The 24,169-nt window shown below is 60.3% G+C and carries 21 protein-coding genes; 6 read left to right on the forward strand and 15 right to left on the reverse strand.

The features are described 5' to 3' along the window. Positions 1 to 88 precede the first annotated feature (88 nt). Positions 89 to 721 (reverse strand): phosphatase PAP2 family protein, encoded by a 633-nt coding sequence (locus tag F0P96_RS14030; protein ID WP_151079538.1) that lies wholly within the window; start codon positions 719 to 721, stop codon positions 89 to 91. A 124-nt stretch (positions 722 to 845) separates the two neighbouring features. Between F0P96_RS14030 and F0P96_RS14035 the strand changes: the two genes are divergently transcribed. Then, a complete protein-coding gene (locus F0P96_RS14035) occupies positions 846 to 3,503 on the forward strand; it encodes a T9SS type A sorting domain-containing protein (RefSeq protein WP_151079539.1) in 2,658 nt (885 codons plus the stop codon). An 88-nt stretch (positions 3,504 to 3,591) separates the two neighbouring features. Here F0P96_RS14035 and rpoN read toward each other — a convergent pair whose 3' ends face one another. Further along, positions 3,592 to 5,169 (reverse strand): RNA polymerase factor sigma-54, encoded by a 1,578-nt coding sequence (gene rpoN, locus F0P96_RS14040; protein WP_151079540.1) that lies wholly within the window; start codon positions 5,167 to 5,169, stop codon positions 3,592 to 3,594. Positions 5,170 to 5,379: 210 nt separating this feature from the next. Here rpoN and asnS point away from each other — a divergent pair, with 210 nt between their 5' ends. Beyond that, complete coding sequence (gene asnS / locus F0P96_RS14045; protein WP_151079541.1) at positions 5,380 to 6,780, forward strand: asparagine--tRNA ligase; 1,401 nt, start codon at positions 5,380 to 5,382, stop codon at positions 6,778 to 6,780. 99 nt (positions 6,781 to 6,879) lie between these two features. Here asnS and F0P96_RS14050 read toward each other — a convergent pair whose 3' ends face one another. Together F0P96_RS14050 and F0P96_RS14055 are read right to left on the reverse strand one after the other, a co-directional pair. Continuing rightward, entirely contained in the window at positions 6,880 to 7,350 is a 471-nt protein-coding gene (locus F0P96_RS14050; RefSeq protein WP_151079542.1) for a DUF3592 domain-containing protein, read from the reverse strand. 24 nt (positions 7,351 to 7,374) lie between these two features. Next, on the reverse strand, positions 7,375 to 7,620 hold the full coding sequence (locus tag F0P96_RS14055) for a hypothetical protein (protein WP_151079543.1): 246 nt from the start codon (positions 7,618 to 7,620) through the stop codon (positions 7,375 to 7,377). 82 nt (positions 7,621 to 7,702) lie between these two features. Here F0P96_RS14055 and F0P96_RS14060 point away from each other — a divergent pair, with 82 nt between their 5' ends. After that, positions 7,703 to 8,623 (forward strand): T9SS type A sorting domain-containing protein, encoded by a 921-nt coding sequence (locus F0P96_RS14060; RefSeq protein WP_151079544.1) that lies wholly within the window; start codon positions 7,703 to 7,705, stop codon positions 8,621 to 8,623. A gap of 111 nt (positions 8,624 to 8,734) precedes the next feature. On the opposite strand, the gene F0P96_RS14065 is transcribed toward F0P96_RS14060, so the two are convergent. From F0P96_RS14065 to F0P96_RS14085, 5 genes are all read right to left on the reverse strand, one after another. Beyond that, positions 8,735 to 9,370: a hypothetical protein gene (locus F0P96_RS14065; RefSeq protein WP_151079545.1), complete on the reverse strand. Its 636-nt coding sequence runs from the start codon at positions 9,368 to 9,370 to the stop codon at positions 8,735 to 8,737. Between the two features lie 222 nt (positions 9,371 to 9,592). After that, entirely contained in the window at positions 9,593 to 10,072 is a 480-nt protein-coding gene (locus F0P96_RS14070) for a hypothetical protein (protein WP_151079546.1), read from the reverse strand. Between the two features lie 210 nt (positions 10,073 to 10,282). After that, a complete protein-coding gene (locus F0P96_RS14075; RefSeq protein WP_151079547.1) occupies positions 10,283 to 11,611 on the reverse strand; it encodes an alginate O-acetyltransferase AlgX-related protein in 1,329 nt (442 codons plus the stop codon). 13 nt (positions 11,612 to 11,624) lie between these two features. Continuing rightward, positions 11,625 to 13,022: an MBOAT family O-acyltransferase gene (locus F0P96_RS14080; RefSeq protein ID WP_201743850.1), complete on the reverse strand. Its 1,398-nt coding sequence runs from the start codon at positions 13,020 to 13,022 to the stop codon at positions 11,625 to 11,627. 297 nt (positions 13,023 to 13,319) lie between these two features. Further along, positions 13,320 to 14,630 (reverse strand): alginate O-acetyltransferase AlgX-related protein, encoded by a 1,311-nt coding sequence (locus F0P96_RS14085; protein ID WP_151079549.1) that lies wholly within the window; start codon positions 14,628 to 14,630, stop codon positions 13,320 to 13,322. 442 nt (positions 14,631 to 15,072) lie between these two features. Here F0P96_RS14085 and uvrA point away from each other — a divergent pair, with 442 nt between their 5' ends. Further along, entirely contained in the window at positions 15,073 to 18,111 is a 3,039-nt protein-coding gene (gene uvrA / locus F0P96_RS14090; RefSeq protein WP_235917475.1) for an excinuclease ABC subunit UvrA, read from the forward strand. Positions 18,112 to 18,245: 134 nt separating this feature from the next. Then, positions 18,246 to 18,674 (forward strand): hypothetical protein, encoded by a 429-nt coding sequence (locus F0P96_RS14095; RefSeq protein ID WP_151079550.1) that lies wholly within the window; start codon positions 18,246 to 18,248, stop codon positions 18,672 to 18,674. 6 nt (positions 18,675 to 18,680) lie between these two features. Here F0P96_RS14095 and F0P96_RS14100 read toward each other — a convergent pair whose 3' ends face one another. From F0P96_RS14100 to F0P96_RS14115, 4 genes are all read right to left on the reverse strand, one after another. Next, positions 18,681 to 19,370 carry a TMEM175 family protein gene (locus F0P96_RS14100; RefSeq protein WP_151079551.1) on the reverse strand — a complete coding sequence of 230 codons (690 nt, stop codon included), beginning with the start codon at positions 19,368 to 19,370 and terminating at the stop codon, positions 18,681 to 18,683. 123 nt (positions 19,371 to 19,493) lie between these two features. After that, on the reverse strand, positions 19,494 to 20,165 hold the full coding sequence (locus F0P96_RS14105; RefSeq protein ID WP_151079552.1) for a DUF4142 domain-containing protein: 672 nt from the start codon (positions 20,163 to 20,165) through the stop codon (positions 19,494 to 19,496). A 68-nt stretch (positions 20,166 to 20,233) separates the two neighbouring features. Then, a complete protein-coding gene (locus tag F0P96_RS14110; protein WP_151079553.1) occupies positions 20,234 to 20,473 on the reverse strand; it encodes a hypothetical protein in 240 nt (79 codons plus the stop codon). A 30-nt stretch (positions 20,474 to 20,503) separates the two neighbouring features. Next, complete coding sequence (locus tag F0P96_RS14115; RefSeq protein WP_151079554.1) at positions 20,504 to 21,091, reverse strand: DUF4142 domain-containing protein; 588 nt, start codon at positions 21,089 to 21,091, stop codon at positions 20,504 to 20,506. Between the two features lie 191 nt (positions 21,092 to 21,282). Here F0P96_RS14115 and F0P96_RS14120 point away from each other — a divergent pair, with 191 nt between their 5' ends. Then, complete coding sequence (locus F0P96_RS14120; RefSeq protein WP_151079555.1) at positions 21,283 to 22,128, forward strand: hypothetical protein; 846 nt, start codon at positions 21,283 to 21,285, stop codon at positions 22,126 to 22,128. Positions 22,129 to 22,333: 205 nt separating this feature from the next. Here the strand turns inward: F0P96_RS14120 and F0P96_RS14125 are convergent, their stop codons facing one another. Next, a complete protein-coding gene (locus tag F0P96_RS14125; RefSeq protein ID WP_151079556.1) occupies positions 22,334 to 23,482 on the reverse strand; it encodes a S1 family peptidase in 1,149 nt (382 codons plus the stop codon). Positions 23,483 to 23,528: 46 nt separating this feature from the next. Then, positions 23,529 to 24,116: an RNA polymerase sigma factor gene (locus F0P96_RS14130; protein ID WP_151079557.1), complete on the reverse strand. Its 588-nt coding sequence runs from the start codon at positions 24,114 to 24,116 to the stop codon at positions 23,529 to 23,531. Positions 24,117 to 24,169 lie beyond the last annotated feature (53 nt).

Genomic DNA, 24,169 nt, shown 5'->3' on the forward strand with positions numbered 1-24,169 from the left:
AACTTGTTCTGGTCAGCCCAAGCGTCCGGTCAGCTCCCAAAGCGGCCGGACATTTGGCGTTCTGGCGGTGCCGGTTTCCCCATCCGCGCTAGAGCAGCCCCCCGCTAGCCAGTGCCACGGCGCAGCCTGCCAGCAAGCCTGCCACCACTTGTGCCGGCGTATGGGCCCGCAAATACAATCGCGCCCAGGCCACGGCAATGGCTAGCGTCGCCGTGGCAAACAGCCAATAGATAGTGGCAGAATTCCCAAGGGCCGGCCGCAGCTGCAGCCACAGTAACATTCCCACCGCACCGCCCATGCCCACTCCGTGGGCGCTTATCTTCCACCACAGCGTGACCAGTAGCGTGAGCAGCAGGGCCGCGGTAATGCCGCCCAGCGCCTGCACCAGCACCGGGGCATACAACGCCGGATGCCACCGCACCAAGAGCGTAGCGGCCAAGAAACCCAACCCCGCCAGTGCCAGCGGCAAGGGGCGCTGGCGTCTTTCGTACAGTTCAACCGAGCTGATTCGGCCGGCGCGCAACAACAGCCACGTGCCTAGAGCGGGTAGGCCAAATGTGAGCAGAGCCACCACACTCAGCACCCACGGCCGCGCTGCAGAAGCCAGCGGCACCACCGCTGGGGAAAGGCCGAAGAGCAGCACGGCAATCAAATAAGCAGGAACCAGCAGCGGGTGCAGCACCACCGAAAGCCCACGTGCCAGCCACCGGAATTGGGACATAAACAAGGAAGAGTCTTCCCAAAAGTAGGACGCATTGTATATTTATAGCCCGCTTGTTTGCAGCCTCTGCCCGAACTATCCGTCTTGTAGTGCTGTTGGCTGATTTCCTGCTTTTTCCCGCTCTATGAATTTTTCTACATCCCCGAAAAAAGCCCTGCTCTGGCTCGCCAGCCTGGTAGTGGTATTCGCCGCCTATTTTGGCTTGCACCGCAGTAGCACACTGCCCGATACCATGACGCCCGAAGCCCGCGCCAAATTGGTGCAAGTGAGCGAGAAAGAGCGCGAAGGGGAAGAGGGAGAATACGAAGAGGAGGAAGACAAGGCCGACCGGCCCGACCTCGCCCTGGAGCAAGACGCTGAGCTAACCCGCGACCCAAATACCCTGACGGTGCCGCGTGAACGGCTTGTGGCGGCCTTTGCCTACAACGAAGCCCAACGGGCCCAGGCGCGCCTCAGCGGCGGCATGCTTTCCGCCGCTTCCTGGGTTGAGCGCGGGCCTACGAACGTAGGCGGCCGTATCCGGTCTTTGCTGCTCGACCCTGCCGATGCCACCGGCAATACCTTGTGGGCCGGCGCCGTAGGCGGCGGCTTGTGGAAAAGCACCAACGCCATGTCTACCACGCCGTCGTGGACGAACGTGAACGGGTTCCTGAGCAACCTTGCCGTAACGGCTATTGTGGCCGACCCCGGCACGGCCACCCGCTATTGCGGCACTGGCGAGGGATTCTTCAACGCCGATGCCATTCAGGGGGCGGGCGTGTGGAAATCGACGGACGGCGGCGCAACCTGGAGCCAACTGGCGGCTACCAACAACTCCAACTTCTACTATATCCAGAAGATGGCAGTGCACCCGGTAACGCACGACGTGTACGCCGCTACCCGCACTGGCCTCTACCGCAGCCAGAACGGCGGCGGCTCCTGGACCTTGGTGTTGGCCAGCAGCCGGGTAACCGACATTGAACTGGCGGCTGATAACACTTTGTTTGTCAGCGCCGGGCTGTCGGCGGCCGATGGCATTTACCGCTCGACGCGCGGCGACCTGGGCAGCTGGACCAAGCTGAACACACTGGCCGGTTCGGGCCTGCCCACTTCCGGCTACGAGCGAATTGAGCTGTCGTGCGCGCCGTCGGATGCCAACCGCGTGTACGCCGTTTTCGAAAACACCTCGAACGGGCTGCTTAACGTGTACCGCTCGATGGACAAAGGCACCACTTGGGAGGTAACGAGCCGCCCCGGCGCCACGGCCACCAACCCCACGTTTGACTTCACCAACGGCCAAGCGTGGTACAACCTGATTTCGGCGGTAGCCCCCACCGACCCCGACCTGCTTTACGTGGGTGGCCTCGACATCTACCGCACCAAGAACGCCGATACGCTGGCGGCCAGCATTACCTGGGAAAAAGAAACGGGCTGGAGCCTGCCGACCACGTCGCCTTACTACGTGCACGCCGACAACCACGCCATCATCTTCGGCGCCACCAACGACATTGCCTTCTTCGGCAACGACGGCGGGGTGTTTCTCTCGCGCGACGCCTCGCAGACCAACGGGGGCAACTCGCCCACCTTCTCCTCGCTCAACCGCGGCCTGAACGTAACGCAGTTCTACGCCGTGGCCGCGCACCCCACCAACCCCAACTACTACCTGGCCGGCGCGCAAGACAACGGTACCCAGAAATTCACCACTGCGGGTCTGGGCACTACTACGGTGGCCACGGGCGGCGACGGCGGCTTCTGCTTCATCGACCAGCTTAACCCGAGCTACCAGTTCACCAGCTACGTGTACAACCAGTACCGTCGTTCCAGCAACGGCGGCGCGTCGTTCGCTACCATCAACATCAGCAGTACCGTCGGCCAGTTCATCAACTCCTGCGACTACGACAGCAAGTTGAAAACCCTGTACGCTTCCTACGGCAGCGGCACGTACCTGGCATGGCTCAACGCCCACACCTCTGGCACGGCCAACGCCACGCCGCGCAGCTTGGGCACTGGTACCGGCACCCCTACGCACTTCACGGTGTCGAAAACGGTGCGCAACCGCGTGTACATCGGCACCAACTCCGGCCGCATCCTGCGCGTGGATAGCGCCAGCACTACGTCGCCCATCGTAAGCACGCTGCGCATTGGGTCGAGCGGTACGTCGGTGTCATGCATTGCCGTCGACCCCAACGACGAAACCCACTTGCTGGCTACGTACTCTAACTACGGTACCGCCAGCGTGTTCGAAAGCATTGATGCCGGCGTCACGTGGACGAACGTGGAAGGTTCGTTGCCCGATATGCCGGTGCGCTGGGCTCTGATTGACCCTTCCAACCGCCGCCGGGCCATGCTGGCCACCGAAATGGGCGTGTACACCACTGAGCAGCTCGACGGCAGCGGCACCAGCTGGACGCCCGCTAACAACGGCCCGGTGAACGTGCGCGTGGACATGCTGCGCATGCGCCCCGATGGCATGGTGGTAGCGGCTACCCACGGCCGTGGCCTGTTCACCACCGATGTGGTGCTGTCGGCCAAAAAAGCCAGTGCTGGGGCGTCCAACCTCATCAGCAACGCCTACCCCAACCCGTTTGACCAGCAGGTAACCATGGAGCTGGCACGGCCGGTATCGGGCCGGGTGCAGGTGAGCTTGCTGGACGTAAGCGGCCGGCAGGTGATGAGCACGGCGGTTGCGGCTTCGGGCCGCTCGGTTACCGTGGCTACGCCGGCTGGCTTGGCAGCAGGTGTGTACATCCTGAAGGTGCAGGCCGGCAAAGAAACGGCCACGAAGCGCGTACTGCACAAATAGCAGCGCGCAATAAGAACCGCCCCAGAAACCGAAAGCCCGGAATCGATGCAAATCGGTTTCGGGCTTTCGGTTTCTGGGGCGGTACTGGCTACAGCTCCTTGCGCAAGCGGGCCACCGGGATATTCAGCTGCTCGCGGTATTTGGCCACAGTGCGGCGGGCAATGTTGTAGCCGCGGGTGTTGAGCATCTTTTCCAGCTTGTCGTCGGAGAGCGGGCGGCGCTTGTCCTCGGCCTCGATGATTTCTTTCAGAATGTGCTTCACCTCGCGGCTCGACGCGTCTTCGCCCGAGTCGGTGGCAATGCCTTCGGAGAAGAAGTACTTGAGCGGGTAAATGCCGAACTCGGTCTGCACGGCCTTGGAGTTGGCCACGCGCGAAACGGTGCTGATGTCCATACCGATTTCGGTGGCAATGTCCTTCAGAATCATCGGCCGCAGCTTGCTCTCGTCGCCGTCGAGGAAAAACTCGTGCTGGTAGCGCACAATCGAGTCCATGGTGCGCAACAAGGTGTTCTGCCGCTGCTTGATGGCGTCGATAAACCACTTGGCCGCGTCGAGCTTCTGCTTCACGAAGGTCACGGCCTCCTTGAGCTTCTTGTCTTTCTTGGCGCCCTTGTCGTAAGCCTGAAACATTTCCTGGTAGTCGCGGCTCACGCGCAAATCGGGCGCATTGCGGGCGTTCAGGGTCAGGCTCAGCTCGCCGTTGTCGTTGGTCAGGATGAAGTCGGGGATGATGTACTGCACCCGGCCGCCGCCGGTGGGGCCGGAGCCGCCGGGCTTGGGGTTGAGCTTCAGAATCAGGTCGATGGCCTTCTTCAGCTCGTCGTCTTCCAAGTCCAGCTTCTGCTGAATGCGGGTGTAGTGCTTCTTGGTAAACTCCTCGAAGGTGTCTTCCAGAATGCGCTGGGCGTGCTCCACCACGTCGTCGTGGGGGCGGTGGTCGAGCTGCAGCAGCAGGCACTCGCGCAGGTCGCGGGCGCCGATGCCGGCCGGATCAAACGTCTGAATCAGGCGCAGCACCTGGGCAATTTCGTCCTCGGTGGTTTCGATGTTCTGCGAGAAGGCCAGGTCGTTGGCAATGGCCGACAAGTCGCGCCGGATGTAGCCGTCGGCGTCGATGGAACCGATGAGCTGGGCGCCAATGGCCTCCTGCCGCTCGTCGAGGTCGAGGAAGCGCAGTTGCTCCAGCAGCGAGTCGATGAGCGTGCTGCTGGTATCGGCCAGGGGCATGTCGCGCTCTTCCTCGTCGCCGCCGGTGTCGCCCTGCATTTTGTAGCCGGCTATTTCGTCGTCGTCGAGGTAATCGTCGAGGTCAAGGTCGTCCGACTCCTTGACCTCCTCGGTGGTTTCCTCCTTGGGTAGCTCTATTTCGGGCTCGGCGGGCTCTTCAAAGTCCTCGTCGAGGATGTTTTCCTCGTTGTCGTACTCTTCGCCTTCGGCCGGCTCGTCAGCGCTGTCGTCGGCATCGTCGCCAAACTCGTCGTCGGCGTCGTCATCGGCCATGTCGGCCTCTTCGGCGTCGCCTTCTTCCAGAGCCGGGTTCATTTCCAGCTCCTCTTTGATGCGCATCTCCAGCTCCGCCGTCGGTATCTGGAGGAGCTTGATGAACTGAATCTGTTGGGGGGACAACTTCTGCGAGAGAAGTTGTTTCATGTCAAGTCGTTGCATAGCGAAAAATGCGGGCGGCGGCGGCGGAAAAGCGGTTGTGGCTTCAGCCAAAGATAGCCGTTTGTGTACTTCGTTCGGGGCCGAAAGGTTGGTCCTTGTTGCGTGCTATTGCGGGGCAGCCGGCCGGCAGAGCGCACGAACTACGGCCGGCTGCGCAATTTCTCGCGGCCAGCCGACTATTTTTGCTGGCTCAATCCCATCGGTAAGCCAATGTCCGTCAGAAGATCAAGCGTAGCCGCACTGCTCGCCAGCCAGGAGCTGGACCGCGAAGTGCTGGTAAAAGGCTGGGTACGCACCCGCCGCGGCAACAAGTTCGTGCAGTTCATTGCCGTAAACGACGGCTCGACCATTCATAGCATTCAGGTGGTTGCCAACGCCGAGACCTTCCCGGAAGAGAAGCTGAAAGCCGAGGGCGTGGAAAACGGCGCCGCCGTAGCCATTCGCGGCACGCTGGTAGCCTCGCAGGGCAAGGGCCAAACGGTGGAAATCCAGGCCACCGACATCGAGGTGTACGGCGCGGCCGATACCACCACCTACCCGCTGCAGAAGAAGGGCCACACGCTGGAGTTCCTGCGCGAAATTGCCCACTTGCGCCCCCGCACCAACACCTTCGGGGCGGTGCTGCGCCTGCGCCACGCGCTGGCCTTTGCGGTGCACCAGTATTTCAACGACAACGGCTTTTTCTACGTTCACACGCCCATCATCACGGGTTCCGATGCCGAAGGTGCCGGCCAGATGTTCCGCGTAACCACGTTGCCCGAGCAAAACCCGCCGCTCAACGAAGCCGGCCAGGTCGATTATGGCCAGGACTTCTTTGGCAAGGCCACCAACCTCACGGTGTCGGGCCAGCTGGAGGGCGAAATTGCCGCCATGGCCCTGGGCAAGGTCTACACCTTCGGCCCCACATTCCGCGCCGAAAACTCCAACACGGCCCGCCACTTGGCCGAGTTCTGGATGATCGAGCCGGAAATGGCCTTCTACGACCTGCAGGACAACATGGACCTGGCCGAGGACTTCCTCAAGTACCTCGTGCGCTACGCCCTGGAGAAATGCCAAGACGACCTCAAGTTCCTCACCGAGCACTACGACAAGGAGTTGCTCACGCGCCTGCAGTTCGTGGTCGACAACGACTTCCAGCGCCTAACCTACACCGAGGCGGTGGACATCCTGAAATCGGCCAAGCAGAAGTTCGAGTTTCCCGTTGATTGGGGCACCGATCTGCAATCGGAGCACGAGCGGTACCTGGTGGAGAAGCACTTCAAGAAGCCGGTTATCCTGACCAATTACCCGAAGGACATCAAGGCCTTCTACATGAAGCTCGACGAGGACGGCCGCACCGTGCGCGCCATGGACGTGCTCTTCCCCGGCATCGGCGAAATCATCGGCGGCTCGCAGCGCGAGGAAAACCTGGAGAAACTGCAGCAGCGCATGCAGGAAATGCACGTGCCCGAAGAAGACCTGTGGTGGTACCTCGATTTGCGCCGCTTCGGCTCGGCCCCGCACGCCGGCTTTGGCCTGGGATTCGAGCGACTGGTCCTGTTCGTGACCGGCATGGCCAACATCCGCGACGTGATTCCCTTCCCGCGCTTCCCGCGCAGCGCGGAGTTTTAGACCACGGGTTCTTGCGGATTATACGGATTTGGCTACGCCAACCTTCGGTTCGTGAACGATTCTGAATGAAAAAGCGGCCTCCTGGTGAGGCCGCTTTTTTTATGTAGCCCAGTCAGCCTTGGGTGGCTGCTGGTTTTTCTCCCAGCTACGAAAGTACCAGGCCATACCCAGAGTGGTAAGCAGCCCTAGCAGATTCAGTAAAGCGGAGCCGTATAAGTTCATCCAGTTATCAATTAAGCCTTCATCAGCGCGGGTCGGCAGGTACACGACGGGTATGGGCTGGTTCAGGAAATATTCGTGCGCGTCAACCTCGCCCTGGTACAGAATGACTTGGCGCTGTTGGGCCTGGTCGACAAACTCGATGGTATAGCGGAAAAACTCATCTTCGGCTATGTGGTCGGCTACCACACTCCTAACCAAGCCAGTTGTGCGGAGGCCCTCCGTTGACAGGTGATAGGCACGCCGGCCCTGACTAACAGCCAGGATTAGAAAAAGCAAGCTGCCGCTGAGCGTAAGCAGATAGCCCGTAAGCACGTAGTGTCGGCTGGCGGAAGAGGTATGCAGAGTCATGGGCAAGTAGAACCAGAATACAAGCTAGCAATACCCTGCCAGCTCCCGCCCGTCCACCGACACCAGCCAATCCAGCCGCAGCTCGAAGCCGTCGGCCAGGCGCAGGTACTCCACCTTGTCGCGGATGTAGAGGTCCTGGATGACGCCGTGATAGGTGCTGGGCGGCGTGTCGGGCTCGGTGCGGTAGGTGAGGGTGCAAGCTTGGCCGGTAGTGGCGCGGGCTTCCAGTTCGTCGTAAAAGCTGCAGCTGATGGGACGGTAGGTGGTCATGGAAACGGGAAAATAGAGGTTGGCTAATAAGAGGAAGTAAGTGCTTAATTTACAGCTTCAACCACTCAAAATACCCCACCCTATGATTGCACAAATACGCTCCTGGTTTACCGCCGGTATTCTGGCGGTGGGCGCTCTTGCCAGTACGGCAACACACGCCCAATCGGTTGTTGCCATTGGTACGGGCACTGCGGCCGGCGCCGCCAACGTCTTGCTGAGCACAACGACGACGACCAACAAATATTCACGAACCATCACCATCTACACCGCAGCCGAACTGCGGGCTGCCGGGGCCCGGGCCGGCAACATCACCAAAATCGGGTGGTATAAAGGGGGCACCGGCGAATACACCACCAACGACGCCCAGATGACCATCTACGTCAAGCGCGTAACGGCCGGCGCGCTGCCGGGCGACCCGGTGACGTGGGCCACGGAAGTGACGGGCGCCACGCCGGTGTATACCAACTCCACGCTCAGCCTGCCTACCGGCACCGGCTGGAAGGATTTTACGCTGTCGGCCCCCTTTGCCTGGAACGGCACCGACAACCTGGAGGTATTCGTGGACTGGTTCCGCAACAGCGCCCCCACCGCCGACATCACCTGGCAATACACGGCGGGCACGGCATCGTCGGGGCTGCATGCTACTCAGGTAAACAGCGCCATTTCCGGGCTGACCACGGTGCGTTACGCTGCCAACCGGCCCAATATTCAGTTCACGTTCAGTACCCCCGCGGCCGTGCGCGGCGCCCAAACCCTTGCGTTGGCCAGCGTAGCGCCCAACCCGTTCGACGACCACCTAATCCTGCGCTTTGCCGCGCCGCGGCCTGGGCAAGCTGTAGAGGCCGTATTGACCGATGCCTTGGGGCGCGTGCGCTACCGTCGCACTTTCGTGGCCACTGCCGAGCATAGTCTTTCGCTGCCTGCCTCGCTGGCTGCTGGCGTGTATCTGCTGAGTTTGACGAGCGGCAACCAGGCGCAGGTGCTGCGAGTTATGCACAACTAACGCTTCCGCAGCAGTCGAATGCAGCAACAGCCAGTTAAGTGCGTTGCTGAAAAACCGAAAACAAAAAGGCCCTTCCACCGGAAGGGCCTTTTTGTTGCGGGAGCGTGCTACTTAGCGGCGGTTGCGGCCACCGCCCGCGTGGCCATTGCCGTTCGACGGGCCGTTCTGGCTGCGGCCGGGGCCCGGCTGGTTGTAGTCGGGGCGTCCGGGACCGTGGTCGTTGCGCTGGCTCTGGTAGCGGCCGGGCTGGTTGCCGCTGTTGGCGCGGTAGTCGTCGTTGCGGGCGTAGCCGCGGTTATCGTACCGGTCGGGCTGCCGGTAACCGTTGGCATAGCCGCCGCCCTGCCAGCGCGGACCGGGGGCCGAACGGTAGTAGCCGGGGCGCCAGCCGCGCGTGTTGCAGTAGGCGCGGTGGTCGTAGATGAGCCCCCAAGGCTGATGGCCGACGTACTGCACCACCACCGGGTGGAAATAGTAGGGGTCGTAGCCGGCGTAGTAGGCCGGCAGTGTTGGCGAGCTTACCCAGTCGTTGTAATACGGGTCGAAAAACACGTACGAGCGGGCGTAGAGGTCGTAGTAGCCGTCGATTTCGGGGATGTAGTAGTACTGCACGCCGCGGCCAACCGGCGGGCCCCAAGCTGGCGCACCAATGTTGACTTGAACCTGCACTTGAGCCTTGGCCGTTTGGCTGAACACCGAAAGGGCCACGGCCAGCACCAGCAGAGAAGGGTTGAGCAAGGATTTCATGGGGAGAAAAGAAGAGAAAAGCACATCAGCTGAAGTACAGCTAACCAACACAAAAACAGCGCCATATGACCTTGGTGTACAAGGCCGGTTCTCGGCGGCTGAGTGGGTGTGGGCCAGTGCGCGACTGGCTGAAAACGCGAGCGGCGGAAAAGCCAAGCGCCCTCGTCAGTAGGACAACTGACGAGGGCGCACGTTTAAACAAGCCCGCGAAAAGCAAGTGGGTTAATGCTTGCCCTTGCCATGGCCTTTGCCATTCCCGTTGCCGTTTCCGTGGCCTTTGGCTTTGCCGCCGCGGTCGTCGACCACGATGACGCCGGATGCGGGGGCCACATAGGTACCGCGCATCTTTTTGGCCTGGCCGGGAGGCATGCCGTGGGGGTGGCCGTATTTGGTTTTATGCTCGCTGATGCGCACCCAAGGCGAAGCACCGATATAGTCGATAACCACCGGGTGAAACGAGCTGGGATTGTAGCCGTCGAGGGCCACCAAGCGCTGCCATTTGCCGTCGCGCTGCACGATGTAGCGCTGGGCGCGCAGGTCGTAGTAGCCGCCGTACTCGGGCACGTAGTAATACTGAGCACCTGCCGGTACCGCGGGACCCCAACTGGGCTGCGCGATGTTGATGGTAACCTGGGCTTGGGCAACCTGGGCCGAGCCGCACGCGGCTACGAGCAAGAAGAGAAACAACGAAAACTTGCGCATGACGAGTGGAGAAGGAACGGTGAGGCTAGGAATCAGGCAAGAACGAGGCCAAGTTTGTTGTGGCCCTCCGGTTGGCTGCCAACCAGTTGCACGCGTTGCGAACATCCGTGACGACACGAATGATAATGCGGTTTGTCCGTAACGAAGAAGGGCAGGTAAGCTTCTGGAGCAGCCAGTCAAGTGCAACGCTAGCGCATAGGCCGCTACATGTCAGCGCAGTGAATCGTATTTGGCTTCAGCCGCCTGACGCACCAACTGGTCCATGCTCATGCCTGTTTCGACGCCCTTGGCCCACCAATAGTCCTTTGGTACCGGCCGCTGTGCAATTTGCTTTGCTAGTGCGCTTACCTTGAGGCTGTCTGTGTGCGAATACGGAACGAAGAGCTTGTAGGCATCGTCGCTGAAGCCGTAATCGAGGTGCTGGTCCATGTTGTACTCGGTAAACATGACCAGCACGATGTCGCGGGCAAGGTACTGTGCCCGGCGGTCCAACACCTTCATGTTGTTGCCCTCGGGCAATTCACCCGGCCATACAATGCTCTGGTTGATTACGTTATAGAACCAGAACCGGGAGGCTTTGTCGTCGAAGACGTGCTGAAGGTGGTTGTAGAGGATGGTAAAAACAAAACTGTCGCCGATGAGCAGGGCCGTTGGGCGGCGCTGCCCGGGTTTAAGGGGCAGGTACTCCACCTGCGGGTACTTCATGGTGCGTGGCGGCGGCGGTATCGGAAGGTTCAGGGGCTTAAGCAGGTCTTCGTCTTGGTCACGGGCTTGGTCGCTGATTTCGCCGGGCAATAGGCGGTAGTCGCGTAAGTCCTGGCCCAATCGACCTTCCAGATAGCGCACGAGCGTATCACCGGCCAGGGTGGCGGTGTAGTTGCTCCAGTGGGTACCGTAAGGCGGGAACAGCGGGTACGAGGCTGTGTCCTTCCATTGGCGCACGATGTGGCTCAGGTCGAAGAGGTTGATGCCGGCTTTTCGCATGGCCGCCGTATAACGCTCGTAATTAGAAGCCTGCCGGGGATACTTGCGGAAGTAGGTAGGCATGTCTTCGGGGGCAAACGAGGCCTTGCTGGCCGCCGTCACAAACAGGAACAGCTTCCCGCGCCGGGCCAGTGTGTCCTGCACCACGCGCAGATGCCGGATATGCCGTTGCAGCGCCGCTTCCTCCACCGGGTCCTTGCCTATGTAAGCGTAGAGGGGGCGCGAGTCGAACAAAACCCCGTTGCGGCCGACGAATATGTTGGGGTCTTTGGTTTCGTGGAACAGGCTATAAGGCACCTGTCCCCGCCACTTGATAAACCAGACCCGAAACCCGAGGCGGTCTTCCAGGTAGCGTTCCAGCGCGGGCTGGTAGGTGTTGCTTGTCAAGGCTTCCCAGCTCAGTTCGGGGTGCGGGGCGGGGCCCTCGTAGTAGCCTTCCAGCGAATCGGATGGAAACCACTCAAACTTGGCTTGCGCAGCCGGCAACATCAGCAGTAACAGCAGCGCGGCTGCCATCAGCCGCTTGGCATATACTTTCACGCTTGCGGGTGTCATGAGCGGTAAGTAGCTAGAAGCGGAAGTAAATGAACGGATTGAAGGAACTACCGATAATGTTCGACACGCTCAGCAACAGCAAGACGGCCGTGGTAAAGCTCAGTACCGCTGCCCGGCGCAGGCGCAGGTGGGTATCGGCCAGCAGCGTCAGCTCCAGCCGCTCGACGCGGGGCAGAGCCGCCATGAAGGAGAAAACGGCTGCCAGCGCCAGCGCCGCCCAGAATTCGTTGGTGAAGTAGGGGAGCGACTCGCCGGCAACGGTTGAAAAGGCGAACATCCGTTTCAGGTAGTCCAGCGCAAACGTGAGCGTGGGGGCGCGAAACAGCACCCAGCCCACCACGGTAATGAGGAACGTAGGAATGATGCTCAGTGCCCCAATACGCTGGTAGATACGCAGCAAAAACAGCCGGTCCAGGATCAGGAACAACCCGTGAAAAGCACCCCAGGCAATGAAGTTCCAGGCAGCTCCGTGCCAGAAGCCTGAGAGGATGAATACGGTCCAGAGGTTGGCGTAGAGGCGCGCGGTTTTCACGCGGTTGCCGCCCAGCGGGATGTAGAGGTAGTCGCGCATCCAGCGGCCCAGCGTGATGTGCCAGCGCTGCCAGAACTCGGTGATGGAGCGCGAGACGTAGGGGTTGTTGAAGTTTTCGGGAAACTGGAAGCCCATCATGCGCCCCAGCCCGATGGCCATATCGGAGTAGCCCGAGAAGTCGAAGTAAATCTGGAAAGTGTAGGCCAGCGCCCCCAGCCAGGCCAGCGCGGGCGAAACCTGGGCCGGCGTTGTGCCGAAGATGTGGTCGGGCGCCTGGCCCCCCACCATGGCGAAGATGGCGTCGGCTTGCTGGCCCAGCACATTGGCAATGAGCACTTTCTTGGCAAGCCCTACCGCAAAGCGGAACAAGCCGGCAATCTTGTGGTCGACGGTATCGAACGCGCGGCGGTCGGTGAGCTGGCCGGCAATTTCGTGGAAGCGCACGATGGGGCCCGCAATCATCTTGGGAAACAGCATGATATAGAGCATGAAGTCCCAGAACGACTTGAGCGGTCGGTTTACCCCGCGGTACACGTCGATGGTGTAGGTGAGCTTCTCGAAGGTGAAGAACGAAATCCCGATGGGCAGCACCACTTGTTCCCACGTGAGCGGCGTACCGCCCACGGCTTGGCGCACGGCGCTGGCGTTTTCCAGAAAGAAGTTGGCGTACTTGAAATAGAAGAGCATCGCTACGTTGATAACGATGCTCATAATCAGGTAAATGCGTTTTTGCCAACCCTCGGCCCGGTCCATAAAGCGGATGAGCACGAAGTTGACTACCACCGAAGCCAGGAACAGGGCCAGGAAGTTGAGCCCGCCCCAGGCGTAGAAGCCCAGGCTGCCCACCAAGGCCACCAGGTTCTTGAGTCGCGTGGGCACCAAGAAGTATAGCAGGAAGAAGCCCGGTAGGAAATAGAATAGAAAGAGCGTACTGCTGAAAACCATTTACGTTACTTAAAAGCTGCAGGTGAGGAAATTCAAAGATACCGGCGTAATGCAAACGACCCCAAAGCGGGAACGGGCTTTACTCTTGGATAGTGGCGGGGCAAAAAGCGTTATGCTCAGTGGGTCAGCAAAAATTCCACTCGCTGTGCAGCCTCTTTTGGCCGACAATTAGTGGAGTTAGAATGCCTCCGAAGCTGTGAAAGGAAACGGCGCTGTTGAGGTAAGGTCTTGTTAGTGCAGCCGTTCGTACTGCTCCACTGCCTCCTCGCGGCTTACTTCCTGCTGGCTCATATTCCTCTGGCTTGCCTTCGCCCAGAGGCGGTCCGATGCCCCGGGTGCTTGCCGGATCTTTTCGGCAATGGAATCGATGCGGGCGTTGTCAGCAGCGGTAAAGGGAGTTAGCAGCCGGTACAGGTCCTTGCTGAAGCCGCCGTCGAAATTCCGGAGGTTGAATTCGTTGTACAGGATGATGATGACATCACGCTTCAGGTATTCCTCCCGGTGGTTGAGCTGCCACGTTTGGTCCCCTTTAGTTGTTGGGCCGTACGCAACTTGTTGTCCGTAGTACCAGAAAGTGGATTCCGGGCTAAATAACTCACTTATATATGGATACAGTAGATTATAGCCAAAACTGTCGCCGTATAGCATCACGTCCGGACGTTTCTGGTGGCCTTGCAAAGGCTTGAATTGCACCAGCGGATAAGCCATGGTGAAGGCCGTGGGAGGCCACAGCAGGTTCATGGCTTTGGCAATGTCGTCGTCCGGGTTGCGGGGCTCGTCGGTAATATCCAGCTGAGTCACGGCATAATCGGGCAGGTCTAGTTGGGTGCGGTGCTCGATGTAGTGCACCAAGGTGTCCACAGCCCGCTCGGTACCATAGCCGCTCCAATGGAATCCGCCGCGCGGAAACAGCGGGTAAGAAGCCGTATCCTTCCACACCCGAAACGCGCGACTGAGGTCTAGTAAGTTGACGCCCGCCTGCTGCATAGCGGCGGCGTAGGCCATGTAATTGGAACGGCCACGCGGCTGCCGACGGTAATAAGCCGGGTGCGCTTCAGCATAGAAAGTCGTCTTGGCGGGAGCAATAACGAATACCAGGAGCTTGCCGCGGTGCCGCAACGAATCCTGCACGGCTTTGAAACGCTGCACATGGTGCTGAACTTCCCGGTCGCCCACGAACCCTTCCCCCAGGTAATCCTTGATGCCGCCAATGGACAACAGCAGATTATCCTCCCCCACCACAGTATCGTTGGCTTTGGCTACGTTCAGCAAGCTGTATTGAAGCTGATTGCGAAATCGTATTAGCCAAGTCCGAAAACCAATATGGTCTTCGAGGTACCGTTCCAAGGCTGGCTGGTAGGTATTGGCGGTGAGGCTATCCAAAACCAAGGCTGGTTCTGTGGCTGGCTGGGTACCTGTGTAGCCACCTAGGGCACCTTCTTTCACCCAGTTGAATTTGGCTTGCAGCGCTGGCAGCATAAACAGGCTCAGCATAAAAGCTAAGCACACGCGCTTTAGGGTAACTTGTGTGGTGACGTTCATGCTGCAAAAACAGAAGTGAATGAACGCTCAAACGGCCAATTTGCGGTACGCTGCCCCAGGCCCTGGTATTGCGACAATACAGGAAAAGACATTTCAATGATTAAATTAGTCAACTGATTATACTTTAGTTATATAGATGTAATGAAATACAGCAGGAAGAAGCCCGGTAGGAAATAGAACAGAAAGAGCGTACTGCTGAAAACCATGCGAAACCGGGGTGGAGTAAAGTAACGGCAGCCTAAAGCTAGGGCGTAGGGCAACAACGCGCCAAACAACCGCACCTTTTACCCGGCTTGGGTGTTGCAACCAACTGTCCCCGGCCCCTCGCGTATGCCTGACCAGGGACCGAGTATATTCCAACGCGGTTGGTTCGCAATGCTATTCCGGCTAGCTAACGGGCCACGGTTTACGTACTTTCGCGGGCTTATCAGCTACGCATTGCATGGCTAAGAAAAAAACAGCGGCTGCGGCCACCACGGCGGCTCCAGCTGCTCCCAAGTCAACTTCCAAAAAAGCCAGTTCAGCGCCAGCGGCTGCCAAGCCCGGCCGCAACGGCCACGCCCAGCCGGAGCCGCTCGTTCTGGTGGCGCCTGCTGCGGCGGCTGTCCACTCGTCGGCGGCTACCATTGAGGCGCCGTTTATTGAAGTGTATGGCGCGCGGGAGCACAACCTGAAGAACGTATCCATCAAGATTCCGCGCGGCAAGCTGGTGGTGTTTACCGGCATTTCGGGCTCGGGCAAGTCGTCGTTGGCCTTCGACACGATTTACGCCGAGGGCCAGCGCCGCTACATGGAGACGTTTTCGGCCTACGCCCGCTCGTTCATGGGTGGCCTGGAGCGCCCCGATGTCGACAAGATTGAGGGCCTCTCGCCGGTTATCAGCATCGAGCAGAAGACCACCTCGCGCAACCCGCGCTCCACGGTGGGCACCATCACCGAGATATACGACTTCCTGCGTCTGCTCTACGCCCGTACCGCCGAGGCTTTCAGCTACGCCACGGGTAAGAAGATGATCCGGCAGTCGGACGACCAGATCATTAACTACATCCTCAAGCACTTCGCCGACAAAAAGCTGGTGGTGCTGGCGCCCGTGGTGAAAGGCCGCAAAGGCCACTACCGCGAGCTGTTCCAGCAGATTGCCAAGCTCGGCTTCACCAAGGTGCGCGTCGATGGCGAGCTGCTCGACATTACGGCCAAGATGCAGGTGGACCGCTACAAAATCCACGACATCGAAATCGTCATCGACCGGCTGGTGGTGAAGGAAGAAGACCGGTTCCGCCTGTCCGGCTCGGTGCAGAACGCGCTGACCCACGGCAAAGGCACGGCCCTGGTGCTCGACCCCGATTCCAAGAAGACGCAGTTTTTCTCGCGCTTTCTAATGGACCCGACCACCGGCATTGCCTACGACGACCCGGCGCCCAACACCTTCTCGTTCAACTCACCCTACGGCGCCTGCCCCACCTGCAACGGCCTGGGCGAAATCCAGCAGATTACCGAGGAATCGGTGATGCCCGACCCCAAGCTGAGCATCAGCCGCGGCGGCATTGCGCCGCTGGGTGAGTACCGCGACATCTGGATTTTCCAGCAGATCGGGCTGATTCTCAAGAAGCACAAAGCTACGCTCTCCACGCCCATCGAGAAGCTGCCTGCCGAGCTGGTGCAGCGCCTGCTGCACGGAATCGAAGCCGACGAAGACGCCGACGACAAGAAAAAAGCCACCTACTCCGAGCCGTTCGAGGGCATCATTCCCTTCCTGCGCCGCCAGATGGAGTCCGATTCGGAGAACATCCGGGAGTGGATTCAGCAGTACACGCAGGCCACCGAATGCCCCGAGTGCCACGGCTACCGCCTCAAGAAAGAGAGCCTGCACTTCCGCATGGCCGACAAGCACATCGGTGAGCTGTCGGTGATGGACATCGGCGAGCTGGCCCGCTGGTTTGAGGGCTTGGAAGACCGCCTGAGCGACCGGCAGAACCTGATTGCCCGCGAGCTGCTCAAGGAAATCCGCAAGCGTATCGGCTTCCTGCTCGAAGTAGGCCTGGAATACCTGAACCTGCACCGCTCGGTGCGCACGCTCTCCGGTGGCGAGTCGCAGCGCATTCGTCTGGCCACCCAAATTGGTACCCAGCTCGTGGGCGTGCTCTACATCATGGACGAGCCCAGTATTGGCCTGCACCAGCGCGACAACGAGCGGCTCATCAACGCCCTCAAGCACTTGCGCGACCTGGGCAACTCCATCATTGTGGTGGAGCACGACAAAGACATGATTCAGCACGCCGACCACGTGCTCGACATCGGCCCCGGCGCCGGCATTCACGGCGGGCACGTGGTGGCCGAAGGCACGCCCGAGGAGTTCCAGCGCAGCGGCTCGCTCACGGCCCAGTACCTCAACGGCGACAAGCACATTGAGCTGCGCAAGAAAAAGCGCACCGGCGAAGGCACCGAACTGGTGCTGAAAGGTGCTAAAGGCCACAACCTCAAGAACGTGACGCTAAAGGTGCCGCTGGGCAAGCTGGTAGCCGTTACGGGCGTATCGGGCTCGGGCAAGTCGTCGCTCATTCACGACACGCTCTACCCGATCCTGAACAAGTACTTCTTCAACGCCAAGCGCGAGCCGCTGGCCTACGGCAGCATTGAAGGCTTGGAGCTGATTGACAAGGTTATCGAAGTGGACCAGTCGCCGATTGGGCGCACGCCACGCTCGAACCCGGCCACCTATACCGGCGTGTTCACCGAAATCCGCCAGCTCTACGCCAACCTGCCCGAGGCCAAAATCCGCGGCTACGGCCCCGGCCGTTTTTCCTTCAACGTGAAGGGCGGCCGCTGCGAAACCTGCGAGGGTGCCGGCATCCGCACCATCGAAATGAACTTCCTGCCCGACGTGCACGTGCAGTGCGAAACCTGCAAGGGCCGCCGCTACAACCGCGAAACGCTGGAGGTGCGCTTCAAGGGCAAGTCCATCACCGACGTGCTCGACATGACCATCGAGAAGGCCGTCGATTTCTTTGAGTTTCAGCCGCGCATCCTGCGCAAAATCAAGACGCTGAGCGAAGTAGGGTTGGGCTACATCACGCTGGGGCAGCAAGCCACCACGCTATCGGGCGGCGAGGCGCAGCGCGTGAAACTGGCCACCGAGCTAAGCAAGAAGGACACCGGCAAAACCTTCTACATTCTCGACGAGCCCACCACCGGCCTGCACTTTGAGGACATCCGTCACCTGGCCGATGTGTTGCAGAAGCTGGCCGACAAGGGCAACACGGTCCTCATCATCGAGCACAACCTCGACCTGATCAAAGTCGCCGACCACATCATCGACCTTGGGCCCGAAGGCGGCGCGGGCGGCGGCACCATTGTGGCGCAGGGTACGCCCGAGCAAGTGGCCAAGGTGAAGAAGGGCCACACGGCCCGGTTCCTGGCCGAGGAGCTGAAAATCAGCAAGTACGCCGACGAGCAGGACGCCGCGAAGGAAGAAGCGGCGTAACTCAGAGCATCCGTCGGCACAATAAAAAGGGCCGCTCAACGTAGAAATTCTGCGTGGGGCGGCCCGTTTTGTTGTGTTTCGAAGACGGTAGCACTATTTTAAGCCCCTCGTTTCTGCTCCCTGCCACCGTTCCCATGTTCAAACTCCTGCTCTTTCCCGTTCTGCTCACCGTTGCCGTGGTTGCCGCTCCTCCTGTTCCGCCGAAATCCACGCACTGGGAGGGCACGGTAAGCAACGGCATGAAAGGCGACAAAATCAGCTTCGACGTATCGGCCGACGGTAAAACGCTGTCGAACGTGACGTTCCAGGGCTACTGGCGGTGCAGCGGCAAGCTGGAGCAGATGACGGCTGGCCCCACCAAGACATTTTCCATCGTGGGTGGCAAAGCCAGCGGCGTGGTGGTCGACCCGCCGGGCGGCGGCTCCACGGCCTGGCATTACGAGTTCGAGGGCACGGTTGCGAAGACTGCCGCCAAGGGCACCTACCGCATGGCCATCAACAACCTGGGCTGCGACACCTACAAGCTGCAGTGGACGGCCGTGCCTGCTACTGCGGCTAAATAGGACCTCTTAAGCTGCTATTGCGTGGTGCTTGGCTGTGTATTCGCGCTGCAAGCGGCGGTAGCGGCGGCCGTACAACGCCATCAGCGGGCCAATGAGCATGGGCGTCATGCGGCTGATCCACCAAGGCAGCGTGAAGCACAACCCAATGCCAATCAGGAACGCAAACGGTGCCACCATGGGCCGCACCAGGTCTAGTTCGGGATGGTCGGCGTCGGCAGGATGGATGATGCCGTTGGCGGGGTTGCGCAGGTAGCGTTGCAGCACTACTTGCAGCAGGCCGGTGGCGGCCACGCTCAGGCAGTACAGCACAAAAGGCACGTTCAGGCTAGCCGTGTATTCGCTGTAGAAGGCCGAGGTGAACGGCATGAGCACGATGCTCACCAAAAACAGAATGTTGAGCCAGATGAGCTTGCCGGTGTAGTGCCGCACGAAGCGGAAGATGCGGTGGTGCGCCACCCAATAGATGGCAATGACCAGAAAGCCAATGAAAAAGCCCACGAATTTGGGCGTGAGCTGCAATAGCGCCTGCACCAGCTGCTGATCGGAGGGGTGGTGCAGCTCGGGCACTTTTATCTCGATGATGAGCAGCGTAATGGCAATGGCAAACACCGCGTCGGTAAACAGAATCATCCGTTCCAGCTGAAACTCTTCGCGGTTGTGGTGTTCCAGGGGCAGCGGGTCGTGCGCGTTACTCATACATAGAAGCGGCCGGAAGTGCTTGCCCGGGCCGCTTAAAGATAGGGGCGACCAACGCCCAAAAACAACGCGCGGCCCTGGCAAAGCCAAGACCGCGCGTTGCTGTTCAGGTCGCCGCTGAGGCTACATCTTCATGTCGGCGTGCTTCTTCGACATGTCCAGGTGGCCCTGCACGACGGGCGTAACCTTACCAATGAAACCCTTCACGTCGGGGTCTTGGGTCATGGAGTTGTGGGCGTTGAGCGTGTTCAGCGTTTTCTGGTGGTCCATCACCATTTGCTGCAAGTAGCGCTGCTCAAACTCTTTACCCGACAAGGCTTTCATCTGCTCGGCAATGGCCTTGTGCTCGGCGTCCATGTCGGTGGGCAGCGTCACGTTTTTCTTAGCCGCAATGGCTTTCAGATCGGCGGTGGACTTGGTGTGGTCCTTGATCATCATGTTGGCGTGCTCTTTGGCCGTGCCACTCACGCCTTTGTCCAGCGCCATTTTGCTGAGCTGGATTTCGTTCTGGTCGCTGTGGGCCGCCGACATCATGAACTCGGGGTCGTCTTTGTGCGGAGCCGTAGCGTTGGGGTCGGCTTTGGCGGCCATGTCGGCACCGGCCGCGGCGCCGGTGCTGTCGCCGTCGTTCATGGCATTGGTTTCGCCGTTGGTGGCGTTGCCCATGTAGTTGTCGTCGGCGTTGTTGCCTTCGGTGGCCGTCACATCAGGCTTGTCGCCCTTGTTATCGGTGCAAGAGGTGGTACCAACGAGCAGGGCGGCGGCTAACACAGCCGGCAGAAATACCTTTTTCATGGAGGGGAAATGAGGTGTATGGTTGGATTGGTGTGGTAAGCGAGCGGCAGTAAGAATGAGGCTGGAGGCTACGGGCGCGTGGTGTCGGCCGGGGCCGCGTTAGCCGAATCGGCGTTGGCCGTTACGGTGGGGCCCGCGTCGTTGTCAATAACCACGGCCTCGGATTCTACGCCGCCTTCATCGGCAGCTTGGTTCATGTCACTCACGGCTTCGCCCGCGGTGCCGTCGGTGCGTTTGTCGGCGTCGTTGCAGGCGCCGAGCGAAAGGCTGGCAGCCAGCGCGGCGAGCAGGAAAAAGGAACGTCTCATGGAAAAAAGAAATGGGGTGTGAAGCAGAAATTACTGTGGCAGCGCATCTTCCAGCTGCTTGGCTTGGTCGCGGTATTGGGAAAGAGCAGGGGCGTACTTGGCCGCCAAAGCGCGGATGTCGCCGTCGTAAGCATCGTCGCTCATATCCTCGAAGTCATCGGCCGATTCGTCGTAGTGCTCGGCCGATACCTGCAGAAAACGGCGGTCGAAGTCAGCGCCCGTCAGGCCAGCCAATTCTTGGTAGGTATCCTGTTGCTCGTCGCCGAGGCTTTTGGGCACGGCCAAACCCTTTTGCGTGGCCACACCGGCCAACGCTGTATTCAGGGCCGCGTGGTCGCGTAGCAGATTCTGGGCGAAGGTGCGCACCTCGGGCCGAGCGGTTTTTTGCTGGGCCAGTTTGCCGAGCTCCACGGCAAGCAAGCTGTTGGTGGCGGCATTCACCATAAACTCGGCGTCGCGCTCCTGCCGCTTGGTAATGTCGGCGTCGCCAATGCGCTTCTCGTTCTCAAACTTAGCATCGGCCACGGGGTCCCGGTCGCCGGAGCCGCACCCGGCAAGGGCGGCCAGCAGCCACGGCAGCAACAGCACGCGGGCAGAAAGAGAGAAACGGAAGAACATACAGCTTGGGGCCGGAAAAAGAGCCGGCTAAGTCTATACGGGCGAGCAGCGCATCGGTTTGTAACCAATTAGTTCCGGCTTCTGAAAAAAAATATTTGCCTGCTTAAACTCCGGCCGGGCACGCCTCTCCAAGCAAATGAATTCACCGCCGGCGTACTTCTTCCTTTTCCCATTCCCACTTCACCGCTACCATGAAAAACCTTGCCCTCCGCCCCCTGTTGTGGTCAGCCCTGTGCGCCAGCCTTACGCTTGGTTTGAGCAGCTGCAACAAAGACAAAGAAGAGTTCGGCCCCAACGCCGCCCTGTCTGCCGAAGACAACGCCGATGCCGAAGCCGACGACGCGGCCTCCTACGAGTACGTGGATGCCGGCGCGCCCGAAGACATCAGCCGCGGCGGCATCACGGCCATCAATGCCGACGACCAGCGTATTCTGTTCGGCTGCGCTTCGCACATCTATGATGCCGCCACCCGCACCCTCACCATCGACTTCGGCCCGGCCGGCTGCGTAGGCCGCGACGGAAAATTGCGCAAAGGCCAGGTAGTGGCCGTATTCACGGGCCAGCACCGGCAAGTGGGGTCCAGCGTGACCATTAGCTTGGTAGGCTACTCTGTCAACGGCAACCCGCGCACCGGCACGCGCACCATCACCTGGATCGGCCAAGGCGTGCACACTGTGAACGTGCAAAATGCCAGCGTGACCACCGCCAACGGTATCGCCACCTGGAGTGCCCAGCGCACCGTGGCCCAAACCGCCGGCCTCGGCACCCGCACTATTCAAGACGACGTGTACAGCGTAACGGGCACGGCGGCGGGCGTCAACCGGAAGGGCGTTTCGTTTACGGCCACTATTCAGCAGCCGCTGGTGAAGAAATTTCAGGCGGGCTGTGCCCGGCACTTCGTTTCGGGCATCATCGATATTGCCACCTCGAAAGAGAAAAACCTGCAGTTGAACTACGACCCCGCCGGCACCCAGGCTTGCGACAACATTGCTACCCTCACGGTCAACGGCCGTACCCGCACCATTCAGCTGCGCTAGTTTCGTCAATCACCGGAGTATTCAGCAGCCATTTGTGAGCGGGGATGCTTGCTCCACCAAGCGAAACGACTCACGCAAAACGGCCCAGGCATTATCTGCCTGGGCCGTTTTGCTGTAGCGCCAATGCCTGCAGCAGAAGCTGTTTCCAGCGCATAAAAAAAGCCCCGCTACTGCAGGGCCTTCTTTTATAGGTTGGCTGCCGGGCCTATTCGTAGACCTTCACCACAAACACGAAGTCCTGCAGCTTGCGCAACTGTTGCGGGCGCGACTGGCCGGCCAGCAAATTGGTGCGCGGCACGTTGTAGCCCGGGGCCGAACCGGCCGCCGATAAGGAATCGACCAGACGCATCAGGTACGACGACTTGGTGGCAAACGCGGCACTCTGCACATCCATCTGCCGGCCGCTGATAACCCCGATAAGGTTGCCGCGGTCGTCGAGCACCGGACCGCCCGAGTTGCCGGGGTTCACGGGAATGGAAATCTGGTAGAAGCCCGTGTCGCCCTCGAAGCCCGAACGGGCGCTCAACGAGCCGTCGTTGAATACCAGGTCTTCGCGCGGGTAGCCCAGCGTATACACCCGTTCGCCCAAATCGGCTTCGCGGCGCTTCACCGTGTAGGGGAGGCGGCCAAAGCCCGCAAAGCCCTTCTGGTTGACGCGGAGAATAGCCAAATCGTGCGCCACGTCGGTAAACACCGGCTCGGCGCGGTAGCGCTGCCGGTCGCGGCTTTCAATCAGCAGCGAGTCGGCCCCTTGAATTACGTGGTAGCTCGTTACCACGTAGCCGTCGGCGGTGAGGGCAAAGCCAGTGCCGCTGAACTTGCCGTTGTTGATGGGCGCCGCCGGCAAGGCCTTGCCGTCAATCTGCTTGATGCTGCGGGTCAACGCTTTCTGGTCGCGCTTGATGCGGTCCACGTCGCGGCGTAGCACCGTGTACCCGTAGGCCGAAGGTTGTTGGTGGGCTTTCCACCACTCCAGGCCCAGCAAGGTGCCGAACACCGCCAGCACCGCTACCGAAGCCGCTACGGCCATGGTGGCGCGGTGCCCGTGCCAGAACTCACGCAGCCACTTTTCGGTGCGCGAAATGTGCATCACCGGCATGGTGGGGCGGCCGGTTTCCACAGTTGTTTCCTGTTCGGCATCTATTTCGGCCTGGAAGGCGCGCAGCTGTTCGCTCACCCGTAGGCGCTGGCCGTAGGCGTGCAAGGTGCCGGTTACGTCGTGGTACTCGGCAAAACGGCTGGCCAGCACCGGGTCGGCCGCGAGGCGGCGCTCCAGGTCGGCGCGCACGGGCGCATCGAGCCGGCCGGCTTCGTAGTCCTCAAACAGTGCGTAGTAATCAGCTTCGGTCATCATAGCGGTAGGGCGGGTATTGGTCCCGCCAGGCTGGATCGGGGCGTCGTTAGGGCAGCGGTTCTTCCTTGTACTGAGCGAAAAAAAGCTTCTTCAGACGCACCAAACATTTGTATTTCTGATTCTTGGCGTTGTCGGCATTGGTGTAGCCGTGTTCCGCCGTGAGCTGCTGCATGCTTTTGTCGAGCAGGTAAAACCCCTCCAACAACGACCGGCAAGGCTCCCCGAGGTGTAGCAAGGCTTCGCTCATGAGGGCGAAGCGCCGGTCACGCTCCTCGGCTTCGGCCAGGTCGGCCTCGGCTCCGGTTTCGAGGTACGGCTTATAGTCGTCGAGGCGGCCGCCGTAGCGACCCTTCTCGGCCAACCGCTTGAGCCACAACCGACGGCACACGGCGTAGAGGTAGGTTTTGATCTGGCAGCTCAACTCGAGCGAACCGTCCCGCACCTTCTCGTAAAACACCATCACGCCCTCCTGGTAAATGTCTTTGGCCTCGTCCTCGGTTCCGCTGTTTTGCGTGACCAAGTGCGTAACCATCGGCAAATGCAGGCGGTAGAGGTGCGCCAATGCCCGCTCGTCGCCGCGGCGGATACCCGCCACCAGCTCGTCGTCGGAAAAGGAAGGCAGTCCTTTGCCCATGTATGCAGTTACTCGTTGCTTAATACTGACCCGATGGCCAAGTAACCCGTCAA

This window comes from Hymenobacter busanensis, assembly GCF_008727865.1.
In the GTDB taxonomy this organism is placed as follows: Bacteria; Bacteroidota; Bacteroidia; order Cytophagales; family Hymenobacteraceae; genus Solirubrum; species Solirubrum busanense.

What these genes read in the sequence shown, in the direction of transcription:
- F0P96_RS14030 (WP_151079538.1), bottom strand. Translation starts at nt 721, where the DNA reads ATGTCCCAATTCCGGTGGCTGGCACGTGGGCTTTCGGTGGTGCTGCAC.
- F0P96_RS14035 (WP_151079539.1), top strand. Translation starts at nt 846, where the DNA reads ATGAATTTTTCTACATCCCCGAAAAAAGCCCTGCTCTGGCTCGCCAGC.
- rpoN (WP_151079540.1), bottom strand. Translation starts at nt 5,169, where the DNA reads ATGCAACGACTTGACATGAAACAACTTCTCTCGCAGAAGTTGTCCCCC.
- asnS (WP_151079541.1), top strand. Translation starts at nt 5,380, where the DNA reads ATGTCCGTCAGAAGATCAAGCGTAGCCGCACTGCTCGCCAGCCAGGAG.
- F0P96_RS14050 (WP_151079542.1), bottom strand. Translation starts at nt 7,350, where the DNA reads ATGACTCTGCATACCTCTTCCGCCAGCCGACACTACGTGCTTACGGGC.
- F0P96_RS14055 (WP_151079543.1), bottom strand. Translation starts at nt 7,620, where the DNA reads ATGACCACCTACCGTCCCATCAGCTGCAGCTTTTACGACGAACTGGAA.
- F0P96_RS14060 (WP_151079544.1), top strand. Translation starts at nt 7,703, where the DNA reads ATGATTGCACAAATACGCTCCTGGTTTACCGCCGGTATTCTGGCGGTG.
- F0P96_RS14065 (WP_151079545.1), bottom strand. Translation starts at nt 9,370, where the DNA reads ATGAAATCCTTGCTCAACCCTTCTCTGCTGGTGCTGGCCGTGGCCCTT.
- F0P96_RS14070 (WP_151079546.1), bottom strand. Translation starts at nt 10,072, where the DNA reads ATGCGCAAGTTTTCGTTGTTTCTCTTCTTGCTCGTAGCCGCGTGCGGC.
- F0P96_RS14075 (WP_151079547.1), bottom strand. Translation starts at nt 11,611, where the DNA reads ATGACACCCGCAAGCGTGAAAGTATATGCCAAGCGGCTGATGGCAGCC.
- F0P96_RS14085 (WP_151079549.1), bottom strand. Translation starts at nt 14,630, where the DNA reads ATGAACGTCACCACACAAGTTACCCTAAAGCGCGTGTGCTTAGCTTTT.
- uvrA (WP_235917475.1), top strand. Translation starts at nt 15,073, where the DNA reads ATGGCTAAGAAAAAAACAGCGGCTGCGGCCACCACGGCGGCTCCAGCT.
- F0P96_RS14095 (WP_151079550.1), top strand. Translation starts at nt 18,246, where the DNA reads ATGTTCAAACTCCTGCTCTTTCCCGTTCTGCTCACCGTTGCCGTGGTT.
- F0P96_RS14100 (WP_151079551.1), bottom strand. Translation starts at nt 19,370, where the DNA reads ATGAGTAACGCGCACGACCCGCTGCCCCTGGAACACCACAACCGCGAA.
- F0P96_RS14105 (WP_151079552.1), bottom strand. Translation starts at nt 20,165, where the DNA reads ATGAAAAAGGTATTTCTGCCGGCTGTGTTAGCCGCCGCCCTGCTCGTT.
- F0P96_RS14110 (WP_151079553.1), bottom strand. Translation starts at nt 20,473, where the DNA reads ATGAGACGTTCCTTTTTCCTGCTCGCCGCGCTGGCTGCCAGCCTTTCG.
- F0P96_RS14115 (WP_151079554.1), bottom strand. Translation starts at nt 21,091, where the DNA reads ATGTTCTTCCGTTTCTCTCTTTCTGCCCGCGTGCTGTTGCTGCCGTGG.
- F0P96_RS14120 (WP_151079555.1), top strand. Translation starts at nt 21,283, where the DNA reads ATGAAAAACCTTGCCCTCCGCCCCCTGTTGTGGTCAGCCCTGTGCGCC.
- F0P96_RS14125 (WP_151079556.1), bottom strand. Translation starts at nt 23,482, where the DNA reads ATGATGACCGAAGCTGATTACTACGCACTGTTTGAGGACTACGAAGCC.
- F0P96_RS14130 (WP_151079557.1), bottom strand. Translation starts at nt 24,116, where the DNA reads ATGGGCAAAGGACTGCCTTCCTTTTCCGACGACGAGCTGGTGGCGGGT.